General features: G+C 65.9%; 20 protein-coding genes. 10 read left to right on the forward strand and 10 right to left on the reverse strand.

Translation table 11 applies throughout. The features are described from left to right. Nucleotides 1–68 precede the first annotated feature (68 nt). A complete protein-coding gene (locus AB7290_RS33570) occupies nucleotides 69–839 on the reverse strand; it encodes an SOS response-associated peptidase (RefSeq protein WP_085402580.1) in 771 nt (256 codons plus the stop codon). Nucleotides 840–902: 63 nt separating this feature from the next. Here AB7290_RS33570 and AB7290_RS33575 point away from each other — a divergent pair, with 63 nt between their 5' ends. From AB7290_RS33575 to AB7290_RS33590, 4 genes are all read left to right on the forward strand, one after another. Beyond that, the gene (locus tag AB7290_RS33575; RefSeq protein ID WP_028152167.1) at nucleotides 903–1,403 is read left to right on the forward strand and encodes a hypothetical protein; all 501 of its coding nucleotides are present in this window, start codon (nucleotides 903–905) and stop codon (nucleotides 1,401–1,403) included. Nucleotides 1,404–1,433: 30 nt separating this feature from the next. Then, nucleotides 1,434–1,868, forward strand: a complete 435-nt coding sequence (locus AB7290_RS33580; RefSeq protein WP_085402579.1) for an NUDIX hydrolase — start codon at nucleotides 1,434–1,436, stop codon at nucleotides 1,866–1,868. Between the two features lie 47 nt (nucleotides 1,869–1,915). Continuing rightward, on the forward strand, nucleotides 1,916–2,293 hold the full coding sequence (locus AB7290_RS33585; protein WP_011085347.1) for a TIGR02301 family protein: 378 nt from the start codon (nucleotides 1,916–1,918) through the stop codon (nucleotides 2,291–2,293). Nucleotides 2,294–2,587: 294 nt separating this feature from the next. Next, a complete protein-coding gene (locus AB7290_RS33590) occupies nucleotides 2,588–2,854 on the forward strand; it encodes a hypothetical protein (RefSeq protein WP_014497305.1) in 267 nt (88 codons plus the stop codon). A gap of 196 nt (nucleotides 2,855–3,050) precedes the next feature. Here AB7290_RS33590 and AB7290_RS33595 read toward each other — a convergent pair whose 3' ends face one another. The 5 genes from AB7290_RS33595 to AB7290_RS33615 all read right to left on the reverse strand — a co-directional run bounded on the left by AB7290_RS33595 (nucleotide 3,051) and on the right by AB7290_RS33615 (nucleotide 7,162). After that, nucleotides 3,051–3,371, reverse strand: a complete 321-nt coding sequence (locus AB7290_RS33595) for a cupredoxin domain-containing protein (protein ID WP_085402578.1) — start codon at nucleotides 3,369–3,371, stop codon at nucleotides 3,051–3,053. Between the two features lie 10 nt (nucleotides 3,372–3,381). Then, nucleotides 3,382–3,915 (reverse strand): DUF4142 domain-containing protein, encoded by a 534-nt coding sequence (locus AB7290_RS33600; protein ID WP_085402577.1) that lies wholly within the window; start codon nucleotides 3,913–3,915, stop codon nucleotides 3,382–3,384. An 88-nt stretch (nucleotides 3,916–4,003) separates the two neighbouring features. Continuing rightward, nucleotides 4,004–4,693: an RNA polymerase sigma factor gene (locus AB7290_RS33605; RefSeq protein WP_085402576.1), complete on the reverse strand. Its 690-nt coding sequence runs from the start codon at nucleotides 4,691–4,693 to the stop codon at nucleotides 4,004–4,006. Nucleotides 4,694–4,820: 127 nt separating this feature from the next. Beyond that, the gene (locus tag AB7290_RS33610) at nucleotides 4,821–5,684 is read right to left on the reverse strand and encodes a sulfurtransferase (RefSeq protein ID WP_085402575.1); all 864 of its coding nucleotides are present in this window, start codon (nucleotides 5,682–5,684) and stop codon (nucleotides 4,821–4,823) included. A 143-nt stretch (nucleotides 5,685–5,827) separates the two neighbouring features. Beyond that, a complete protein-coding gene (locus AB7290_RS33615) occupies nucleotides 5,828–7,162 on the reverse strand; it encodes a dihydroorotase (protein WP_085402574.1) in 1,335 nt (444 codons plus the stop codon). 101 nt (nucleotides 7,163–7,263) lie between these two features. On the opposite strand from AB7290_RS33615, the gene ygfZ reads away from it, so the two are divergent. From ygfZ to AB7290_RS33645, 6 genes are all read left to right on the forward strand, one after another. Then, a complete protein-coding gene (gene ygfZ / locus AB7290_RS33620) occupies nucleotides 7,264–8,139 on the forward strand; it encodes a CAF17-like 4Fe-4S cluster assembly/insertion protein YgfZ (RefSeq protein WP_085402573.1) in 876 nt (291 codons plus the stop codon). Next, on the forward strand, nucleotides 8,136–8,762 hold the full coding sequence (locus tag AB7290_RS33625; protein ID WP_063985089.1) for a DNA-3-methyladenine glycosylase I: 627 nt from the start codon (nucleotides 8,136–8,138) through the stop codon (nucleotides 8,760–8,762). Before ygfZ ends, AB7290_RS33625 begins: the two co-directional genes overlap by 4 nt. Next, nucleotides 8,759–9,373: a YfbR-like 5'-deoxynucleotidase gene (locus tag AB7290_RS33630; protein ID WP_085402572.1), complete on the forward strand. Its 615-nt coding sequence runs from the start codon at nucleotides 8,759–8,761 to the stop codon at nucleotides 9,371–9,373. The genes AB7290_RS33625 and AB7290_RS33630 overlap by 4 nt, the downstream gene beginning before the upstream one ends. Nucleotides 9,374–9,517: 144 nt before the next feature. Further along, the gene (locus AB7290_RS33635) at nucleotides 9,518–10,024 is read left to right on the forward strand and encodes a tyrosine phosphatase family protein (RefSeq protein ID WP_028152156.1); all 507 of its coding nucleotides are present in this window, start codon (nucleotides 9,518–9,520) and stop codon (nucleotides 10,022–10,024) included. Nucleotides 10,025–10,043: 19 nt separating this feature from the next. Further along, a complete protein-coding gene (locus AB7290_RS33640; protein ID WP_085402571.1) occupies nucleotides 10,044–11,012 on the forward strand; it encodes an NUDIX hydrolase in 969 nt (322 codons plus the stop codon). Nucleotides 11,013–11,063: 51 nt separating this feature from the next. Further along, entirely contained in the window at nucleotides 11,064–13,805 is a 2,742-nt protein-coding gene (locus AB7290_RS33645; protein ID WP_085402570.1) for a DUF2339 domain-containing protein, read from the forward strand. A gap of 3 nt (nucleotides 13,806–13,808) precedes the next feature. On the opposite strand, the gene AB7290_RS33650 is transcribed toward AB7290_RS33645, so the two are convergent. The 4 genes from AB7290_RS33650 to AB7290_RS33665 all read right to left on the reverse strand — a co-directional run bounded on the left by AB7290_RS33650 (nucleotide 13,809) and on the right by AB7290_RS33665 (nucleotide 21,587). Beyond that, the gene (locus AB7290_RS33650) at nucleotides 13,809–15,497 is read right to left on the reverse strand and encodes a methyl-accepting chemotaxis protein (protein WP_085402569.1); all 1,689 of its coding nucleotides are present in this window, start codon (nucleotides 15,495–15,497) and stop codon (nucleotides 13,809–13,811) included. 284 nt (nucleotides 15,498–15,781) lie between these two features. Continuing rightward, nucleotides 15,782–17,752 carry a methyl-accepting chemotaxis protein gene (locus tag AB7290_RS33655; RefSeq protein WP_085402568.1) on the reverse strand — a complete coding sequence of 657 codons (1,971 nt, stop codon included), beginning with the start codon at nucleotides 17,750–17,752 and terminating at the stop codon, nucleotides 15,782–15,784. 205 nt (nucleotides 17,753–17,957) lie between these two features. Continuing rightward, a complete protein-coding gene (locus tag AB7290_RS33660) occupies nucleotides 17,958–19,664 on the reverse strand; it encodes a methyl-accepting chemotaxis protein (RefSeq protein ID WP_085402566.1) in 1,707 nt (568 codons plus the stop codon). Between the two features lie 180 nt (nucleotides 19,665–19,844). Next, the gene (locus AB7290_RS33665) at nucleotides 19,845–21,587 is read right to left on the reverse strand and encodes a methyl-accepting chemotaxis protein (protein WP_085402595.1); all 1,743 of its coding nucleotides are present in this window, start codon (nucleotides 21,585–21,587) and stop codon (nucleotides 19,845–19,847) included. Nucleotides 21,588–21,675 lie beyond the last annotated feature (88 nt).

Raw genomic sequence — 21,675 nt, forward strand, 5'->3', positions numbered from 1 at the left:
CGTCTATCCACTTGCTTGAAACACGATGGTGGGCACGCTTCGCTTTGCCCACCCTACGGCACCGCCGCCTAGAACAACGACCCCTGCCCGTCATCTGACGAGCTAGCAGCAACCTTCCGCGCGACCTTCTTCGGCTTCGCAGCCTCTGCCTCTGCCTCGGCCTCCATCTCCTCCGCGCTGATCGGCAACACGAGCTGATCGTCGTCATTGGCGACGCGTTTGACGCGGGTGGAGACCGGGTGCCAGGCGAATTCACCGATGCGCGGGGTGGACATCAGCGGCAACACCGCATCGACATCGTCGCCGCGGCTGTCGAGCCAGCGCTCGAAATCGCGCGGGCTGATGGTGACGGGCACGCGGTCATGCAGCGCGGCGAGATCCTCGCCCGCCGCCGCCGTGACGATCGCGACGGTGTCGAGCTCCTCACCGTTCGGCCCGACCCAGGTCTCGAATACCGCAGCGAAGCCGAGCGGCTCGCCATCGGCGCGGTGGATGAAGAAGGGTTGCTTGCGGCCGCCCTCCGTCTTCCATTCATAATAGCCGTCGGCGGGAATCAGGCCGCGGCGCCTCCGAATCGCGTTCTTGAAGGCGGGCTTTTCCAGCACCGTCTCGGAGCGCGCGTTGATCAGGAGCGTAAATCCCTTGGGATCCTTGACCCAGCTGGGCAACAATCCCCAGCGCATCAAGCGGAAATGGCGCGCGCCGTTCTCGAGCAGCACGACTGGAATCGGTTGTGTCGGCGCGACGTTGTACCGTGACGGGAAATTCGGCTGCTCGATGTAGCCGAACAGTTGCCGTAAAGCCGCGGGGGCCGAAGTTATGACGAAGCGTCCACACATCCTTGGCGATCTATATAGGGTCCGTTCAGGTCGTTTTAACCCCGAACGCTAACACTGCGGCAGATGAGCTCAAAGGCCTCCCAACCCGCGCGGACGCATGTACAGACGGGCCCCGAGGCCGCCGCCTGGGCCGAGCGGCTGCGCGTGGCCAACATCAACCCGCGAACCGGGCTTGCCACCGACTATCTCAACCATTTCAATGAAGCCGTGATGCTGCTGGAAATGGTCCCGGACATGCCGGAATGCGCCGAAGATTTTTTGACCTGGTCGCCGCTGTCCTATGCCGAGCATTTCACCGCGTCGAATTTCAAGGCACGGGATCTGGCCATCGAAGCCTATGAGAAGGCCGATCCGAACGTGCGCGCCCAGTTCGACCACATCACTGATACCATGACCTCGATCCTGACAGCGGTCGGCTCGGCCATGCGCGAGGTCGAGAAGGATACGACCCGCGTCCGCCTCGCCGAGCAGGCCACGCTCTGGGTCAAGCCGCTGATCGCGGCCTGCGGCGGCATCATCAATGGCGGCGCGGAAGCCGACGTCGACACCATCATGGCGAATTGAGCCAAGGGCTGTTGAAGGGTCGTTGAAGATATGCCTGCGGTCATCCAGCCCACCCACCCCCAGATCGCGGTCAGCGCCGCCATCTTCCGCGACGGCAAGGTGCTTCTGACCCGCCGCGCCCGCTCGCCCGCCAAGGGGTTCTATTCGCTGCCCGGCGGCCGGGTCGAGTTCGGCGAATCGCTGCACCAGGCGCTGGCGCGCGAGGTCGACGAGGAGACCGGGCTCGCCATCGAAATCATCGGCCTCGCCGGCTGGCGCGAGGTGCTGCCGACCGCCCCCGGCGCCGGCCATTACCTGATCATGTCCTTTGCCGCCCGCTGGGTGGCCAAGGAGCCGGCTCTCAACGACGAGCTCGACGATTACCGCTGGATCGCCCCCGGCGCCCTGGCGAGCCTCGGCGACCTCAAGCTGACCGGGGGGCTGGAGGAGGTCATCCTGTCGGCCGCCCGGCTGATCGGGCCCTGACTGCCCCGTCTTGCGTCCTCCGCCCCGAGGGGGCATACACCCCGCCGATGTCCACGCGATTTCTGGCCATTTTTGCCCTGATTCTCGCCTGCGCCTCCGTGCCCACGAGGGCCCAGGACGTGGCGGCGCCGTTTGACGCCGATTTGCAGCGGCTGGCGGAGATTTTGGGCGGCCTGCACTATCTGCGCGGCATCTGCGGGTCCAACGAGGGCAACAAATGGCGCAGCGAGATGCAGGCGCTGATCGATGCCGAAACCCCCTCGGGCGAGCGCCGCACCCGCATGATCGCCGGCTTCAACCGCGGCTATAACGGCTTCCAGCAGACCTATCGGAGCTGCACGCCGGCCGCGACGGTGGCGATCCGCCGCTATATCGAGGAAGGCTCGAAGATCTCGCGTGATCTCACCGCGCGTTACGCGAACTGATTTCTCTTTCCGTCATTCCGGGGCGCGCGAAGCGCGAGCTACGATGCGCAATTGCGCATCTGAGAATCCATCGGGCCACCAACTCTGACGCACGATGGATTCCGGGCCCGCGCCTGTCGGCGCGTCCCGGAATGACGAGAGATGAACGCGAACGCGCATCTGGAACCCTGTCATCGACTTTGTTCACAGCCGTTAACCGTTCCTAAAGATGTGGCCTAGCGGGCGTTAATACGCGTGCTACACCTTTCGTACAGCGCATCGCCGTGGATCGCGCCCCAGCCCTGATCGAGTTTCATGAGCCATTCAGTGTCCTACGCCCCCGCCCGCGCGCCGCTGCCCGATCACGAGCAGAAACAGGCCGCGCTGAGCTATCTCAACGAGGCCTGGGCCGAAGCGCGCCATGATGGCGTCGACGGCGACTGCCTGGCGCAGGCGAGCCTGTTTGCGGCATTCGCCGAGCTCGTCGGCACCTACGGCGAGGATGCGGTGGCGAAATTCGTCGAGGGCTTTCCGGGCCGCATCCGCAACGGCGAATTCTCGGTCACTCTCGCAAGGCAGTAAGCTGCTTGCGAAAAATGACCCCGCCACACGGGCGGGGCCAGTCTACGGATGAATGACCTGGCGAACGGGATCTGGCGAACAGGTTCGCGAAGTCTGCTGCGTTTATCGCACGGAAGCCGCCTCCCCCGGACTAGCATTAGTCTCGCGATGACCGGGAGATATTCCCACTACGATCGGGAATGCACTCCCTCCTCCCTCACGGCGCGACCTTGAGCGTCGCTTTCATGTTGGGATGATAGCGGCAGTAATAATCGACTGTTCCCGCCTTATTCAGAACAAACGTTGCCGACTTCTTCGGTGGCAGCATTACGTCGAAATCGCCGTTCTTCGCCGTGGCGGTGTGCGCGAACACGTCCTTGTTGATCCATTCGATGGTATCACCGACCTTCGCGGACGTTTCGGCCGGTGAAACCACGAGATTTTCCATTGTGATCTGAATGGTCGCGGCGCGCGCCGGGACGACGATCGACAGCAAGACGACCGCAAGCGCGATCGAAGCGAGGTGTCCCGGCTTCATCCCACACCCCCTATTTCAGCTCGGCCGCGACATGCTCGGCGTGCTGCTGATGGCCCTGAAAAATCTTCAGGCCGGTCTGCAACAGGCTCTTGAGCTCGGCATTGCCGGCGGACGGGATGAGCTGGGTTTCCAGCGCGCCGTTGACCGCCTTGTGGTAGGCGACCTCGTTCGCGACATAGGCCTTGTCGAAGGCCGCGCCGCTCAGCTTGTCGAACTCAGCCAGCTTGTCGCTCGCCTGCTTCGACAGCGCCTTGCTGGTATCGTTGTCTTCAGGCGTAACGTTCAGCTTCTTGACCAGCGCCAGCGCCTGCTTGTTGACCGCCTCGTGGTCGCGCAGCATGTCCTCGGCAAACGCCTTGACGTCCTTGTTCTTGGCCTTTTTCTGCGCCTGCTTGGCCGCGTTGATGTCGATCACGCCCGCTGTGTAGGCGATGTGAGCGATCTGCGGATCGGTGGGCTTGTCGGCTGCGCCGGCGCCCCGAAGCAGCGCGGGGCTCGACAACAGAATTGCCGCGGCGATCGCCGCGCTCCATCGGGTGGACATGTTTGAAACTCCTGTGCTGCCGGACGGTTTGCCGGCGTTGCTTCACAGGCATTGGATGGGATTTTCGCGCAAACGTTCCCGAAAAACTTCAGCCGCCGCTGCCGAGCCGCTTCAGCACCGATACGGTCAGCCGCTCGCAGCGCCACCCGGCGAACGGGAAGGCATCCATCACCACCGGACCGATCTCCTTCTCGACGTTCTCGCGCAGCATGGTGCGCGCACGGTGCAGCCGCGTCTTCACGGTCTCGGGCTTGACGCCGAGCAGATCGGCGGTCTCCTCGATGTTCATCCCCTCCATGACGCGCGCGACGAAGACCATGCGGAAGACATCCGGCAGTTCGTCGATTGCGCGTTCGACGACGCGCTGGATTTCACGTTGGGCCATGGTCCTTTCCGGATCGCCTGCGGGAGAAACGGGAAATTTTATGATCTGCGCGTCGAGCGCCTCTTCCGGCAGAGCGCTGAGCTCGACATGCGGCTTGCGGCTTCGCGCCCGGCCAAGCGCCTCGTTGATGGCAATGCGCGACAGCCAGGTCGACAGCCCGGACTCGCCGCGAAAGTCGTCCAGATGGGTAAAGGCCCGGACATAGGTTTCCTGCACCACGTCCTCGGCTTCGCTGTCGCTGCGCAGGATACCGCGCGCAAGACGGTAGAGCCTGCGGTTGTTGGCCTGCATGATCTCGCGCAACGCGGCCTCGTCACGGCCCCGCGCGCGGTCGATCAGTTCGGCTTCCGATGCTCTGGCGCCGGCGGACAGGCCGGCTGCGGTCCGCTGCATGGTGGTCACCTGTTTCCATTCGTTCCGGACATTGGATGCGGGCCCGCGATAAAGGTTCCCGACTTTCTTCCTTACACTCCCCCTCCTTCCTTACCCTCCCCTGGAGGGGGGAGGGTAAGAGAGTCCTCTAGTCCGTCTCGATCGGCAGTGCCGGATCCCTCGCCCATTCGCCCATGGAGGCATCGTACAGCGTCAGCTTGTCGTAGCCGAGTTGTGTCAGCATGAGCAGGTCGATCGTCGCCGAGATGCCGCCGCCGCAATAGCAGATCACATTCTTGTCGCGCGTAACGCCCTGGGCCGCGAATTTCGCTTCGGCATCGGCGAGCGTCGTCAGTGTCTTGTCGGCCTGGGCGAGCGTGGCCGCGGGCACGTTGACGCTGCCGGGCACGCGGCCGGGCCGGCCGTAGCGGCTCGGCTCGAGGCCTTGATGAAATTGCGGCCCGAGCGCGTTGACGATCACGGTCGAGGGATCGCCGATCCGCGCCTTCACGGTGGTCTTGTCGACGAAGAAGCCCGCGCGCGGCACGGCCTTGAAGGTGGTGGCGGGATAGCCCTTCGGCGCGCCCGTCTCGACCGGCCGCCCCTCGTCCTTCCATTTGTCAAACCCGCCGTCGAGCACCTGTGCATCGACACCGAGCGAGCGCAGCATCCACCAGAATCGCGTCGACCACATCATGGTGCCGATGCTGTAGAGCACGATGGTCTTGGATGCGTCAGCGCCGTGGCGACCGAAGGCGGCCTCTAGCTGGGGCACGCCAGCCATCATGAAGAGCTGTTGCGCGGAGGTGTCGGAGAACTCGCCCTGCAGGTCGAAGAAATCCGCGCCGGGGATGTGGCCGGCCGCGAACGTCTTGTCGCCCGGGACAGCGCGATACGGCACGTCGCTGCCGGGCGGGACAGGCTCGTTGTAGGTCGTGCAGTCGTAGAGGCGGAGGTTGGGATCGCCGAGAATCGCGGCGAGTTGCACAGTGGTGATGAGGGGTTGGGTCATGGACTACTCTCCCTGTCGAGGGATTGTAGCTCTCTCCCCTCGTCATTGCGAGCGCAGCGAAGCAATCCAGACTGCCTCCGCGGAGAGATTCTGGATTGCTTCGTCGCTGCGCTCCTCGCAATGACGAGGCTAAAGAATGCCCCTTACTGCTTCAGCGTCTCCAGGAACCGCACCGGCTCGCCCTGCGAGGCCGTCACCAGTTCGCCCTGCCACATCACGCGGCGGCCGCGGATGAAGGTGCCGACGGGCCAGCCCGTGACGCGAACGCCGTCATAGGGGGTCCAGCCGGCCTTCGACGCCACCCATTTGTTGGTAATGGTCTCGCTGCGCTTGAGATCGACGATCGTGAAATCGGCGTCGTAGCCCGCGGCAATGCGGCCCTTGCAGGCCATGTTGTAGAGACGCGCGGGGCCGGCGCTGGTGAGATCGACGAAGCGCGCCAGCGACAGGCGGCCGGCGTTGACGTGGTCGAGCATGAGCGGCACCAGCGTCTGCACTCCGGTCATGCCGGAGGGCGAGGCCGGATAGGTCTTCGACTTCTCTTCCAGCGTATGCGGGGCATGGTCGGAGCCAAGCACGTCGATGATGCCCTGCTCGATGCCGCGCCAGATGCCGGCGCGGTGATCGGCCCCGCGCACCGGCGGGTTCATCTGCGCCAGCGTGCCGAGCCGCTCGTAGCATTCGGGTGCGACCAGCGTCAGATGATGCGGCGTCGCCTCGCAGGACGCGACATCCTTGTGGTCGCGCAGGAACTCGATCTCTTCCTTGGTCGAGATGTGCAGCACGTGGATGCGCTTGCCGGTCTCGTGCGCGAGCTTGACCAGCCGCTGCGTCGCCATCAGCGCCGCGGTCTCGTCGCGCCAGACCGGATGCGAACGCGGATCGCCCTCGATGCGCAACGACTTGCGGTCGTTGAGGCGGTATTCGTCTTCGGCGTGGAAGGCGGCGCGGCGGCGGATCACCTGGAAGATGCGGCGCAGGCTCTCGTCGTCCTCCACCAGCAGCGCGCCGGTCGACGAGCCGATGAACACCTTGACGCCCGCGCAGCCGGGCGCGCGCTCCAGCACCGGCAGATCCTGCACGTTCTCGCGGGTGCCGCCGATGAAGAAGGCGAAATCGCAATGCATGCGATGATGGGCACGCTTCACCTTGTCGGTGAAGGTGGCCTCCGTCACGGTCAACGGCGACGTGTTCGGCATCTCGAACACGGCGGTGACGCCGCCCATCACGGCGCTGCGCGACCCTGTCTCGAGGTCTTCCTTCTGCTCCAGCCCGGGCTCGCGGAAATGCACCTGGGTGTCCATCACGCCGGGCAGGATGTGGAGGCCCTTGCAGTCGATCACCTCAGCGGCGGAGGCCTGCGACAGCGGGCCCAGCTCCGCGATGCGGCCGTTGGTGATGCCGATATCGCGAACACCCTCGCCGTCCTGGTTGACGACGGTGCCGCCTTTGAGGATCACATCGAAGCGCTGGGTCATGGCTGAAGGCCTCTCTCATCCCCAAGCGCGGGGCTTGAGGTCTTGTCGTTTATGCCTTGCGGGCTTACGTTCCGGAGCAACATGTCGCAAGAGATTTTCACATGAAATCAGCGTTTCTTCCCGACCGGAGCGTGGTCAAGGTCGCGGGCGAGGATGCGCGCAACTTCCTCAACGGCCTGATCACGACCGATCTCGACAGGCTGAAGCCGGGCCTGGGGCGATTCGGTGCGCTGCTGACGCCGCAGGGCAAGATCATCGTGGATTTCCTGATCACAGAGGTGCCCGCAGGCCATGGCGGCGGGTTCCTGATCGACTGTCCGAAGGCGCTGGCCGAGGGCCTCGCCACCAAGCTGAAATTCTACAAGCTGCGCGCCAAGGTCACGGTGGAAAACCTCGATCTCGGTGTGCTCGCGGCCTGGGACGGCCAGCTTGCGGCGCAGCCGGACCTTGCATTCGCCGATCCGCGCAATGATGCGCTCGGCACTCGCATCCTGATCCCCGAAGATCTCAAGCAGAAGCTGTCCGATCTCATCGGCGCCGAGCTGGTCGATGCCTCCGCCTATGAGGCGCATCGTATTGCGCTTGGCGTGCCGCGCGGCGGGCTCGATTTCATGTACAGCGATGCGTTCCCGCACGAGACCAACATGGACCGCCTCGCCGGCGTCGATTTCGACAAGGGCTGCTATGTCGGCCAGGAGGTCGTCTCGCGTATGCAGCATCGCGGCACCGCGCGCACCCGCAGCGTCAAGGTGCTGCTCGATGACCTCTCGCCGGAGGCCGGCGTCAGTGTTATGGCCGGCGACAAGCCGGTCGGCACGATGGGCTCGTCCGCCCAGGGCAAGGGCATCGCGCTGGTGCGCATCGACCGCGTTGCGGACGCGCTCGATGCCGGCCAGCCGCTCACCGCCGGCGGCCTCGCCGTGCGGCTCGCCGAACCCGACGTCGTCCGCATTCCCCTGAAGCAGCCCATCGCATGAGCCGAGCCCCCCGCCTGCATCCCGACGGAAAGACCCGCTGCCCCTGGCCCGGCGAAGACCCGCTCTATGTCGCCTATCACGACACCGAATGGGGCGTGCCGGAATATGACGACCGTGCGCTCTACGAAAAGCTGATCCTCGACGGCTTCCAGGCCGGCCTCTCCTGGATCACGATCCTGCGCAAGCGGGACAATTTCCGCAAAGCCTTCGATGATTTTCAGCCGGAGAAGATCGCGCGCTACAACGACAAGAAGGTGCACGCGCTGATGAACGATGCCGGCATCGTGCGCAACCGCGCCAAGATCGACGGCGCGATCCTGAGCGCGAAATCGTATCTCGACATCATGGAGAAGGGCCCGGGCTTCTCGAAGCTGTTGTGGGACTTCATGGACGGCCGGCCCAAGGTCAACAATTTCAAGACCACTGCGAGCGTGCCGGCCTCGACGCCGCTGTCGACGCAGATCTCCAAGGAACTGTCCTCGCGCGGTTTCAAATTCGTCGGTCCGACCATCGTCTACGCCTTCATGGAGGCGACCGGCATGGTCAACGACCATCTCGTCGACTGCCATTGTCACGCGAGCTGCGGCAAGACGCAGCGCAAGCCGCGCCTCAAGGCCAAATGACCGCGAAGAAAACGGCACGCGACGTGGCATCCCGCGCCTGGCAACGCATGTTGTCGGGCCGGCGGCTCGATCTGCTCGATCCCTCTCCGCTCGATGTCGAGATCGCCGACATCGCGCATGGGCTCGCGCGCGTGGCGCGCTGGAACGGGCAGACCACCGGCGCGCACATCTTCTCGGTCGCGCAGCATACGCTTCTGGTGGAGACCGTGATGCGGCACGAGATGCCGCGCGTCGACGAGCGCATGCGGCTGGCCGCGCTGCTGCACGATGCGCCCGAATACGTGATCGGCGACATGATCTCGCCGTTCAAGGCCGTGCTCGACGGCCATTACAAGGCGGTGGAGAAGCGCCTGCTCGGCGCCATCCACATCCGCTTCGGCCTGCCGCCGGCGCTGCCCGAGGAGATCACGCAAGCCATCAAGGCCGCCGATCGCGGGGCGGCCTATCTGGAGGCAACCGAGCTCGCCGGCTTCAGCGAAAGCGAGGCGAAGCGCCTGTTCGGCAGGGACCCCGGCCTCTCCGACAGCGTCCGGCGCGACTACCTCACGCCCTGGACCGCGGCGCGGGCCGAGAAGCAGTTTCTGGAGCGGTTCAACGCGGTGTTCGCGTAGCATCATCCCTTCGTAGGGTGGGCAAAGCGAAGCGCGCCCACCAAACTAGCCGCAATGTGCGCGGTGCGAAACGGTGGGCACGGCGCGATGCGCCTTTGCCCACCGTACGAGCGCTCGCTATAATCAGCGGCAAAAAGGTCCGCCATGATCCACGTCTGTTCCCTCGCCGCCCTTCCCGAAACCGTCCGCCTCACCAGGGCCAGCCATGTGCTGACCGTCATGGCCAATGTCGAGCAGGTGGCACGTCCGGTGTCGGTGCTGCCGGCCAACCATCTCAAAGTGTCGATGGACGACATCACCGAGGAGATGGACGGCTTCACCGCACCATCCGAAGCTCATATCGACCAGGTGCTGAATTTCGTGCGCGGCTGGGACCGCAGCGCGCCGCTGGTGGTGCATTGCTATGCCGGCATCAGCCGCTCCACTGCGAGCGCGTTCGCGGCCGTCTGCGCCCTCAATCCGGATCGCGACGAGATCGAGATCGCCAAGAAGATCCGCGCGGCCTCGCCGATAGCCTCGCCGAACCGCCGCATCGTCGGCCTTGCCGACCGCGCGCTTGGGCGCAACGGCCGCATGCTGCGCGCGCTCGACGAGATGGGCCCGGGCGCGATGATGGTCGAGGGCCGCCCCTTCGTGATCGAGCTCGAATGACAACTGCGACATCAGCCGCATGAGCGACACGCAGCTGACGCCGATCGAGATCGGCCTGACCGCGGCGATCGTCGCGATCGAGGATCATGAGCCGCTGATCCTCACCGCGCACAGCAGTGATGGGCTGGCGGGCCTGCCGTTCGGGCCGTTCGATGCGCCGAGCCATCGCACGTTCGAGATCGGCCTGCGCGCCTGGGTCGAGGCACAGGCGGGCTTGCGGCTCGGCTATGTCGAGCAGCTCTACACGTTCGGCGATCGTGGTCGTCATGCCGAGGCCGGCGACACCGGTGCGCATATGGTGTCGATCGGCTATCTCGCGCTGACGCGCGCGGTGGGCGGCGAGCTCGCAGCGACCGGCGCGAGCTTCGAACCATGGTATCGCTTCCTCCCCTGGGAAGACTGGCGCGAGGAGCCGCCCGCGATCATCGCCCGTGACATCATCCCGGCGCTGACGCTATGGGCCGAGGAGGAGACGCCGGAGACCACACGCGCATTGCCGCGCCGGGATCGCGTGCGGTTCTATTTCGGTCTCGACGGCGCGCCCTGGGACGAGGAGCGCGTGCTCGACCGCTACGAGCTCTTGTACGAGGCCGGGCTGATCGAGGAGGCGCGGCGCGACGGCCGCCCTGCGGCATTGGCGCGCAAGGAGCTTCCCGCGCTCGGCACCTCGATGCGATTCGATCACCGCCGGATTCTCGCGACCGCGATCGCGCGGCTGCGTGCGAAACTGAAGTATCGTCCTGTGGTGTTTGAACTTTTGACCGCGGAGTTCACACTCACTGAACTGCAGTACACGGTGGAGGCGATCTCCGGCCGGCACCTGCACAAGCAAAATTTCCGCCGCCTGGTCGAAACCGAAGCCCTGGTCGAACCGACCGGGGTGATGTCGACACAGACCGGCGGACGGCCGGCGGCGCTCTACCGCTTCCGCCGCGACGTGCTCCAGGAACGACCCGCGCCGGGCTTGCGCGTACGCTCCCGGCGCTAGATCCTAGGATTTGCGTGACCGGCCCCTGCCCGCCGGTTGCCTGGAGGCTTTATGTTCGACGGCCCGTTTGACGTCTTTGCGCTGATCATTGCGATCATCGCTGTCCTGATCGCGATCAAGGCCTCCAGCCAGGCGACCGAGCTGCGCCGCCGGCTCGCCTCGCTCGAAGAGATGTTTTACGCGCAGCGGCAGGTGCAGCCACCGCCGCTGATGCCCACGCAGGTGCAGGCCGAGGCGCCCGCGACGACGGCCGCCGAGCCGCCGCCGCTCGCGCCCGAAGTCGAGGCAGCACCGCCTCCGCTCGTCACCGAAGAGGTTTCACCGCGGCCGCTCGCAGCGAGCACTGAAGCCGATGCACCGCCGCCGCTTGCGGCGAGCACCGAGGCCTACGCACCGCCGCCTTTGCCCGCGCCGGCGCCCGGCTTCGAGGAACGGCTCGGCACGCGCTGGGTGGTCTGGATCGGCGGCCTCGCGCTCGCGCTCGGCGGCTTCTTCATGGTGCGCTATTCGATCGAGGCGGGCCTCGTCGGCCCCGGCGTGCGCGTGTTCCTCGGCGGGCTGTTCGCAGCCGCGCTGCTGGGCGCCGGCGAATGGTCGCGACGCAAGGAGAGCATCTCCAACATCGCGGCGCTGCCGATCGCCAACATCCCCGCGATCCTCACCGCGGCCGGAACGGCCGTGGCGTTCGCGACCATCTACGCCGCCTATGCGCTCTATGGCTTCCTCGTGCCCGCCACCGCTTTCGTGCTGCTCGGCATCGTCGCGATGGGCACGCTCGCCGCGGCACTGTTGCATGGGCCCGCACTCGCGGGCCTCGGCGTGGTCGGCGCGTTCGTGACGCCGATCCTCGTCTCCAGCGGCAAGCCGGATTATTGGGCGCTCTATGTTTATCTTGCGATCGTCACCGCCGCGAGCTTCGGCCTCGCGCACATCCGGCTGTGGCGCTGGCTCGCGGTGACGACCATCGCCTTCGCCGTGCTCTGGATCTTCCCGGGTCTCGATACCAGCGAACTGCAGGTCGCGCCGCACGCCTTCCATGCGATCGCGGGCTTCGTGCTCGCCGCTTTGCTCGTGGTCTGCGGCTTCATGTTCGGCCCGACCATCGAGGACGGCGAGATCGAGCCGGTGTCGTCGAGCTCCCTCGGCGCCTATCTGTTCGGCGCGATGCTGATCGTGCTGTCGAGCGCGCATGCGGACCTTGCGCTGATCGCCTTCACGCTTCTGGTTGGTGCGACGCTGTTCGTCGCCTGGCGCGCGCCGGCGGCGACCGGCGCGCTGGGCGCGGCCGCAGCGACCGTCTTCATCGTGTTCGCCGAATGGGCGGTGCGCGCCAATCCCGACATGCTGGTGCTGCCGGGCGGCCCCATGCCCGGCGTCGGACCGACAGCGATCGACGGCGCGGTGACGCTGCATCTGGTGATGGCCGCAATCTTCGCTGCCGGCTTCGGCATCGCGGGCTTTCTCGCGCAGGGCCGCTCGAGCTCGGCGGTCATTCCGGTGGTGTGGTCGGCGGCAGCCGTTGCGACGCCGACCGCGATCCTCGTTGCGCTCTACGCGCGCATCGCCCATCTCGACCGCTCGATCCCGTTCGCGATCCTCGCGGTGCTGCTCGCCGCGGCCTTCGGCGCTGCGACCGAAGCGCTGGCACGCCGCGAAGATCGGCCGGGCGCTGCGACCTCCGTCGCGCTGTTCGCGACCGGCACGCTCGGCGCATTGGCACTGGCGCTGACCTTCGCCCTCGAAAAGGGCTGGCTCACCATCGCGCTGGCCCTGATGTCGCTCGGCACGGCCTGGATCTCGCTGCAGCGGCCGATCCCGGTCCTGCGCCGGCTCGCCGCCATCTTTGCCGCGATCGTTACCGCGCGCATCGGCTATGATCCACGCATCGTCGGCGATGCCGTCGGCACCACGCCGATCTTCAACTGGCTGTTGTGGGGCTACGGCCTGCCGGCGGCCTCGTTCTGGGGCGCGAGCATCTTCCTGCGCCGCCGCGGCGACGATCCGCCGCTGCGCATCGTGGAGGCCGCCGCGATCCTGTTCACCGCGCTGCTCGCCTTCATGGAGATCCGGCATCTTGCCACCGGCGGCCGCATGACGTCGCCGCCCTCACTGCTCGAATTTGCCCTGCAAGTCTGCGTCGCGCTCGCCATGGCGATCGGGCTGGAGCGGCTGCGGCTGAGGAGCCACAGCATCGTTCACAATGTCGGCGCAATCGCGCTCACCGCGATCGCCGGGCTCATCAGCGTGTTCGGCCTGCTGATCCTGGAGAATCCGTGGCTGCTCTCCAGCGTCGATGTCGGCGGTCTCGTCTTCAACCTGCTGCTGCTCGGCTACGCTCTCCCGGCGGTGCTGATGCTGCTGCTGTCCTATGCGGTGGCCGGACATCGCCCCGTCGCCTATGCGAACACGATTGCCGGCGCTGCGCTGGTGTTCGCGCTGACCTATTTGACGCTGGAGATCCGCCGCTTCTATCACGGCCCGGTCCTGCTCTACGGCGCCACCACGGGCGCGGAGCAATACACCTATTCGATCGGCTGGCTCGGCTTCGGCGTGGTGCTGCTCGGCGTCGGCATTCTCGTCAACTCCGAGCGGGCACGGCTGGCGTCGGCCGCGGTGATCGCGCTGACGATCCTGAAGGCCTTCGTGATCGACATGTCGACGCTGACAGGCGTCTACCGCGCGCTGTCGTTCATGTGCCTCGGCATCGTGCTGGTCGCGATCGGCTGGCTCTACCAGCGCATCCTGTTCCGGCGGCAGGTCGCACCGCCGCCGGCTCCGCAGGCGAGCACTTGAGGATCAAGCCGCGCGGACCGACTCCAGGAACTGCGCGACCTCGACTTTGAGCCGCGTGCTGTCGGTCGCCAGCGATTTCGCCGCCGACAGCACCTCCGTCGACGCCGAGCCGGTCTCGATCGCACCACGCTGCACGTCCGTGATGTTCATCGAGACCTCCTGCGTACCGACCGAAGCCTGCTGCACGTTGCGCGAGATCTCCTGCGTGGCCGCGCCCTGTTCCTCGACGGCGGCTGCGATGGCCGCCGCCACCTCGGACAGCCGCTCGATGGTGCCGCCGATCTCCTGGATGGCGCTGACGGACTCCTGCGTCGCGGCCTGGATCCCGGAGACCTGCGCCCCGATCTCGCCGGTCGCTTTCGCGGTCTGCTCGGCCAGCGCCTTGACCTCGGAGGCGACGACCGCGAAGCCGCGGCCGGCTTCACCGGCACGCGCCGCCTCGATGGTGGCGTTGAGCGCCAGCAGGTTGGTCTGACCGGCGATGGTGTTGATCAGCTCGACCACGTCGCCGATGCGGGATGCCGCCTGCGACAGCGCGTTGACGCGGTCGTTGGTCCGCGTGGCCTGCTCGACGGCCTCCGCGGCCATCCGCGCCGAATCCTGCACGCGGCGGCTGATCTCGGTGATGGAGGACGACAGCTCCTCCGAGGCGGACGCAACCGCCTGGACGTTGGTCGAGGCTTCCTCGGACGCCGCAGCGACCACGGTCGCAAGCTCCTGCCCGCGCTGCGCGGTGCTGCTCAGCGTGGTCGCGGAGGCCTCGAGCTCGGTCGAGGCCGACGACACGGTGCCGACGACCTCGCCGATCATGGCCTCGAACTTGCGGGTGATGGCGTCGACGCGGCGGCCGCGTTCGATCTTGGCCTCGGCGTCGGCAGCAGCGACTTCGTCGGCGGCCTTCTTGGCGATCAACGCCTCCTTGAAGATCTGGAGCGCATCCGCCATCGAGCCGATCTCGGTCTTCTCGCCGCGATGCGGCACCTCGGCGGAGAGGTCGCCTTCGCCAAGCGACTGCATCGGATGGATGATCGAGGCAATGCCGCGAGAAACGTCACGCACGAGATAATAGGCGGCACCGATCGCGATCACGACCGAGAACACGATGATGCCGACCAGCACGCGGAAGATCGTGGCGTAGCTGTCGGCTGCCTGCTTCGTCTCCAGCTCGGCGCCCCGGTTGTTCATCTCGATGCCCTTCTGGAGCAGCGGGTCGGCGGCCTGGGCCATCTTCGCGACCTTGGTCTGCAACAGCTCGTTGGCATCGGTCGGGAAGCGACCGACGCCCTTGCGCGACAGCGCCATGACGTCCTGCACCCCGTTCAGGTACTCGGCCCACGCCTTGCTCCACTGCTCATAGAGCGAACGCTCCTCGGCCGAGGTGATCAGCGGCTCGTAGACCTTGCGGGTCTGGTCGATGCGCGCCTGCAGCGAGGCGAGGCGCTTCTCGGCGGCTTCCTTGCCCTCGGCGGTGTCCTGCATCAGGTGCAGGCGCAGCGCGACGCGCAGCTCGTTGATGTCGGCGCGAAGCGAGCCGAGCGCACGCACGCTCGGCAGCCAGCTCTCCGCGATCTCGACGGTGTGGGAATTGATACTCTGCATGGTGCCGATCGCCATCACGCCGACGCCGGCGAGCGACAGCACGAGGACCGACAACACGGTCAGAAGCTTGAACACGATCGACAACTTCGACATCACAGCAAATCCCGATGAGACCTAGCAACGCGCAAATCACCTGCGCCGCCATCGTCACGACGGACGACAGGGCGGAAGTCAGTTCAACAATGCTGGCTGATTTTTATCCCGTAAGATTGCGCTCATAGTTGCAAACAGGCGTTAACAGGAACCTACGTGAAACTACGGAATTCGCTGTCGCCGCCGTTATATGTTCCGCAATTATTAGTTGCAGTGCAGCAGACATCGCGCGACGCCACACCGGCGCACCGCGATGCGCGGCTCGAACGGAGCAACTGACGACCTCAGGCCGCCCGGACCGACTCCAGGAAGCGCGCGACCTCGCTCTTCAGCCGGTTGCTCTCCTGAGACAGCGATTGTGCTGCCGAATGCACCTGGGCCGACGCAGCCCCGGTCTCGCCTGCACCGCGCTGAACGTTGCCGATATTGGCGGAGACCTCCGAGGTGCCGTGCGCGGCATGCTGGATGTTGCGGGAGATCTCCTGCGTCGCGGCGCCCTGCTCCTCCACCGCTGCGGCGATGGCCGAGGAAATTTCCGACATCCGCGCGATGGTGTCGCCGATCTCCTTGATCGCACCGACCGAATCCTGCGTCGCGGTCTGGATCGCGCCGATGTGCTGGCTGATCTCGCCGGTGGCCTTCGCGGTCTGCTCGGCGAGCGCCTTCACTTCGGTCGCAACCACCGCAAAGCCCTTGCCGGCCTCGCCCGCCCGTGCCGCCTCGATCGTGGCATTGAGCGCCAGCAGATTGGTCTGGCTGGCGATCGTGTTGATCAGCTCGACCACGTCGCCGATACGCCCTGCCGCCTTGGTCAGCTCCGCGACGCGCGCGTTGGTGCGCTGGGCCTGCTCCACCGCGACGTCGGCGACGCGGGCCGATTCCTGCACCTGGCGGCTGATCTCCGAGATCGATGTGGTCATCTCCTCGCTCGCGGACGACACCGACTGCACGTTCGCGGACGCCTCCTCCGAGGCCGCCGCCACCGCCGTGGCGAGCCCGTTGCCGCGCTCGGCGGCCTGGGTCAGCGTATTGGAGGACGCCTCGAGCTCGGTTGCCGCCGACGACACCGTGTCGATGATCTCGCCGACCGCGCCTTCAAACCCGTCGGCGAGGCGGTGCATGTCCGCCTTGCGCCGTTCGCGCCCGCGCGCGTCAGCCTCGGCCTGCTCCGCACGCAGCCGCTCGGCCTCCGCCATGTTGGTCCTGAACACCTCGACCGCACCGGCCATCTCGCCGATCTCGTCCTTGCGCCCGACGCCGGGGACGGAGATCGAAAGCTCGCCGCGCGCCAGCCGCGTCATCGCACCGACCATGCCGGACAGCGCCTTCGAGATCGAGCGCCCGAGGACAAAGCCGACCACGGCGAGCACGACGACGGTGAGCGCGAAGGCGATCATCATCCACATGCGCACGGCATCGCGCGTTGCGGCCTCCGCGGCGTCCGCCTGCTTGTACATGGCGTCGACGGCGGTCCGCACCTCGACCATGGAGGGTTCGAGCTCGCGGAATGTCTTCATCATGCTCGCGTCCAGCGTAGCGCTCTGCTGCGCGGTCTCGGCCCAGGCCGCGAGCTCGGACTGGTATTTCTGGAGCTTGGCCGTGATGTCGTTCATCACTGCCATCGGGACTGCGACCACCTCGATCGCCTTGGAGAATTCGACCGCGGCCTTCTTCACTTCGGCAATGTATTTGGGGTCGCGCCGCAGCATGAAGTCCTTCTCGTGCCGGCGCATCATCAGCATCCAGCTCGTCGTCCTGGGATCGTCGATCTCCTTGAGTTTCACCTCGATGTCGTGCACGGCGGCGCGGAGCGAGCCGGACAGGCCAAGCGTCTCGTTCAGCCCGAGTCTGGTCTCGGCCACGACGAGCGCCTTGAAATCCTCGGCATAGCGTTTGAAGCCGTCATGCGCCTGCCTGGTCTTGTCGGACAGCGCGCTCATACCGCCGGCCGCCATCAACCGCTCGACCTCGTCGAAATCGCGGTTGATCGGTCCCATCAGCTCGGCATGGGCCTTGGCGTAGCTTTCGTTGCGGCGCTGCTGAAAATTCTTCTCGTTGCGGCGCGCCTCCAGCATCTCGATCGTGAGCTGCTTGTTCAGGTCAGCGATCGCGCGGGCGCGGTTGGCAACGGTGCGGGAGGCGTCCTGAGAGAGGCTGCCGATCTCGTAGATCGCGCCGAAGACGACGAGACCGACAAGGCCGAAGAGTCCGATCGCCATGACCTTGTGGGTGAGGCGAATGGAGAAGCCGCTCATTGAATGTGCTCCGATACGTTCGATACGCAATACAGGGAGGGCGACTCGGCACCCGAATATTGCGAGATCATGACTGCATCGGTTTTCCGGAAGGTTAACCGTGCAGACCTTCTCACCGCGGCATCGGCTGCGGACGCATGCGAACCGCCACGCGTCCTCGCGCGGCGGTTGCAATCGGCGGACGATGGGGTGAGGACGGCCGCCCTCAGGCGGCGCGCACCGTGGTGAGGAACTTGCCGACCTCGAGCTTGAGGCGGTTGCTGTCGCCGGACAGCGACTGCGCAGCCGAAAGCACCTGCGACGACGCCGAGCCGGTCTCGCTCGCACCGCGCTGCACGTCGGTGATGTTGGACGACACTTGATGGGTGCCTTCCGCCGCCTGCTGCACGTTGCGGGAGATCTCCTGCGTCGCCGCGCCCTGCTCCTCCACCGCCGCCGCGATCGCCGAAGAGATCTCCGACAGCCGTTCGATGGTGTCGCTGATGTCCTTGATGGCGCCGACCGACTCCTGGGTAGCAGACTGGATGCCGGAAATCTGCTGGCCGATCTCGCCGGTGGCCTTCGCGGTCTGCTCGGCAAGCGCCTTCACTTCGGAAGCGACGACGGCGAAGCCACGGCCAGCTTCGCCTGCACGCGCAGCCTCGATCGTGGCGTTGAGCGCCAGCAGGTTAGTCTGGCCGGCGATGGTGTTGATCAGCTCGACGACGTCGCCAATCCGCGTTGCCGCCTTCGACAGTTCGCTGACACGTTCGGTGGTGGTGCGGGCCTGGCCGACGGCTTCGCTCGCCACGCGCGCGGATTCCTGCACCTGGCGGCTGATCTCGGTGATCGAGGACGACAGCTCCTCGGTCGCCGAGGCCACCGACTGCACGTTGGTGGAGGCTTCCTCAGAGGCCGAAGCGACCACCGTCGCAAGCTGCTGCGCGTGCTCCGCGGTCGAGGTCAGCGTCGTCGCGGAAGCCTCGAGCTCGGTCGAGGCCGAGCTCACGGTCTCGATCACCTCGCCGACGGCGGTTTCAAACTGGTCGGCAAGCCGGAGCATGTCCTGGCGACGCTGCGCCGCGCTGCGCTGCTCCATCTCCTTCTGCTCGGCTTCCATCCGGATCTTGGCAAGGCCGTTCTCCCGGAACACTTCCGCGGTCTTGGCGACTTCGCCGACTTCGTCCTTGCGATCAAGGCCGGCGATCTCGACCTGATAGCGGCCGGAGGCAAGCTCCTGGAGCACACCGACGATCATGCGGATCGGCCGCGCGATGCCGTACTGACCGATGATGAAGCCCAACGCGCCGCCGATGATGACACCGAGGCCTGCGAGGATGATCAGGAAGCGTGACGTCGATTCATACTGCTCGCGCGCTTCCTTGCTCTTCTCCTCGACACGCGTATTCAGCCGATCGGCGAGTTCGCGGATCTTGCCTTGAAGGTTCTCCGCAGCGGTCCTGCTCTTCATCGCGATGTCGCGCAGCTTGTCTGCGCTGTCGCTGAGCTTCGCCGACTTCTCGGCATCGACGGCCGCGAGCGTCGTGTCCATCTGGCTCTTGTAGGCCGAGAACGCCTCACGCACGCCCGGGAGCAGCGTCTTGGCCTTCTCGTCCGGGGTCTGGCTGACCTCGTCGAAACGCTCCTGATACTGCTTGAGCTGGGCGTTGATGACATCACGCGCGGCGAGGCGATTGTCGTCACGCGGATCAAGCGCACTGCGGAATTCAGCGCGGTTCAGCGCGATGACGTTCTGGTTGGCGCGCGCGGCGAGCAGGGCCCGCTTGGCCGCGGTCGACATCACGTCGGCCTTTTCGCTGAGATCGCTGAGGGCGGAGACGCCGATCCAGGCGATCGCGGCGCCGATCCCGCACAGCAGGAGGACGATCCCGAGGATCTTGCTCAGGATGCGGAAGCGGCCGAGAAAATGCATGACTGGAATCCTTCATGGACGTTGCCGCTCAAGCGGCTGAATTCCCATGAACTTCGTCCAAAAACCATTCCGCTTCCCTTAACCACGTTTGCCGTAGAAACACGGAGTTTTCACCGCGATCGACGCCGCTCTTGCGTTCCGAGAGTTGCGCAGGGAGCAAGGCTCTCCCTGCGGTTTTGGTCAGGCCGCGCGAACGGTACCCAGGAACTTGCCGACCTCGAGCTTGAGGCGATTGCTGTCGCCGGACAGCGACTGCGCCGCCGCCAACACCTGCGAGGACGCCGAGCCGGTCTCGCTCGCGCCGCGCTGCACGTCGGTGATGTTGGACGACACTTGATGGGTGCCTTCCGCCGCCTGCTGCACGTTGCGGGAGATTTCCTGCGTCGCGGCGCCCTGCTCTTCGACCGCAGCGGCGATCGCCGAGGAGATCTCCGACAGCTTCTCGATGGTGTCGCTGATGTCCCTGATGGCGCCGACCGAATGCTCGGTCGCGGCCTGAATGCTGGCGATCTGCTGGCCGATCTCGCCGGTCGCCTTCGCGGTCTGCTCGGCGAGCGCCTTGACTTCGGAGGCGACCACGGCAAAACCGCGGCCCGCTTCGCCGGCGCGCGCGGCCTCGATCGTGGCGTTGAGCGCCAGCAGGTTGGTCTGGCCGGCGATGGTGTTGATCAGCTCCACGACGTCGCCGATCCGCGTCGCCGCCTTCGACAGCTCGCTGACACGGTCGGTCGTGGTGCGGGCCTGGCCGACCGCCTCGCTGGCGACGCGCGCAGATTCCTGCACCTGGCGGCTGATCTCGGTGATCGACGACGACAGCTCCTCCGTTGCCGACGCCACCGACTGCACGTTGGTGGAGGCCTCTTCGGAGGCCGCCGCGACCACGGTGGTGAGCTGCTGCGTGCGCTCCGCGGTCGAGGTGAGCGTGGTGGCGGATGCTTCAAGCTCCGTGGAAGCCGACGACACCGTACCGACGATCTCGCCGACGGCGCCTTCGAAGCTGTCGGCGAGCCTGCGCATCTCGGACTTGCGCTGCTCGGCCGCGAGCTGATCCTGCCGCGACTTGGCTTCCGCGTCCTCTCGCGCCTTCTGTTCGGACACGATCTTGAATTTCTCGACGGCACCGGCGACTTCGCCGACCTCGTCCTTGCGGCCGAGGCCCGGCAGCACCACGGAGAAATCGCCGCCGGCGAGCTTCTCCATCGCCGCCGTCAATGCGCGCATGGGCCGCGCAATGCTGAAGACGGAGAAGATGCACGCCCCGATCAAAACCAGCGCGACCAGCACGCCGGCGACGAACGAGGTCCGCGCGACGGACGCGGCCTCAGCTTCGGCTTCGGCGCGGGCTTCGGAACTCTTCTGCTTGGCAAAGTTGATGATCTCGTTGGTCAGCTCCGAGATCTCTTCGTTGATCGGCGCCAGCATCTCCTTGCGGATGCGGTCGACCTCGGCCACGAGCTTTGCGAGCGGCGCTGCGGCTTCACCGTCCTTCTTCGCGCTCAGGGCGAGCTCCTGCTTGCGGATCGCTTCGATCTGCTGTTGCCCCTTGCTGAAATTGCCGACCAACACGATCAGGCGGTCGATCCGCTTGTGATTCTCCGGCGAGCGCGACAGCTTCGCCATCTCGTCCGCGAATTTCAGGGCCGCGGTCTGCCGATCGTTGAAATAGGTGACGGCCTTCTGCAACTCGGCCGGCGACGTGGAGCTCAGGATGTCACGAATGCCGATCTGCATCCCGCGGACCGACGCCTTGGCTTCCGCGGCGCTTTGCGCGATCGACTGCTGCCCCGATGCCCCATTGCTGAGCTTCTGAACCGCAGCGTCGCCGTTCATCTGGAGGACGATCATCAGCGCGACGAGCGCGATGGTGAGTGCCGAGGTCACAGCGAGCTTGGTGCCAATTCGCAGGTTCTGAATGAACATCATCGACATAATCCCCGGATACGCATTGCCGCGCCGACGCGCGTGAACAGTCCGGGAAGGCTAACCGCGAGGTTACTCATTAACGTTAAGG

Source organism: Bradyrhizobium sp. 613_E4_N2_2, from assembly GCF_052075995.1.
Classification (GTDB): domain Bacteria; phylum Pseudomonadota; class Alphaproteobacteria; order Rhizobiales; family Xanthobacteraceae; genus Bradyrhizobium; species Bradyrhizobium barranii.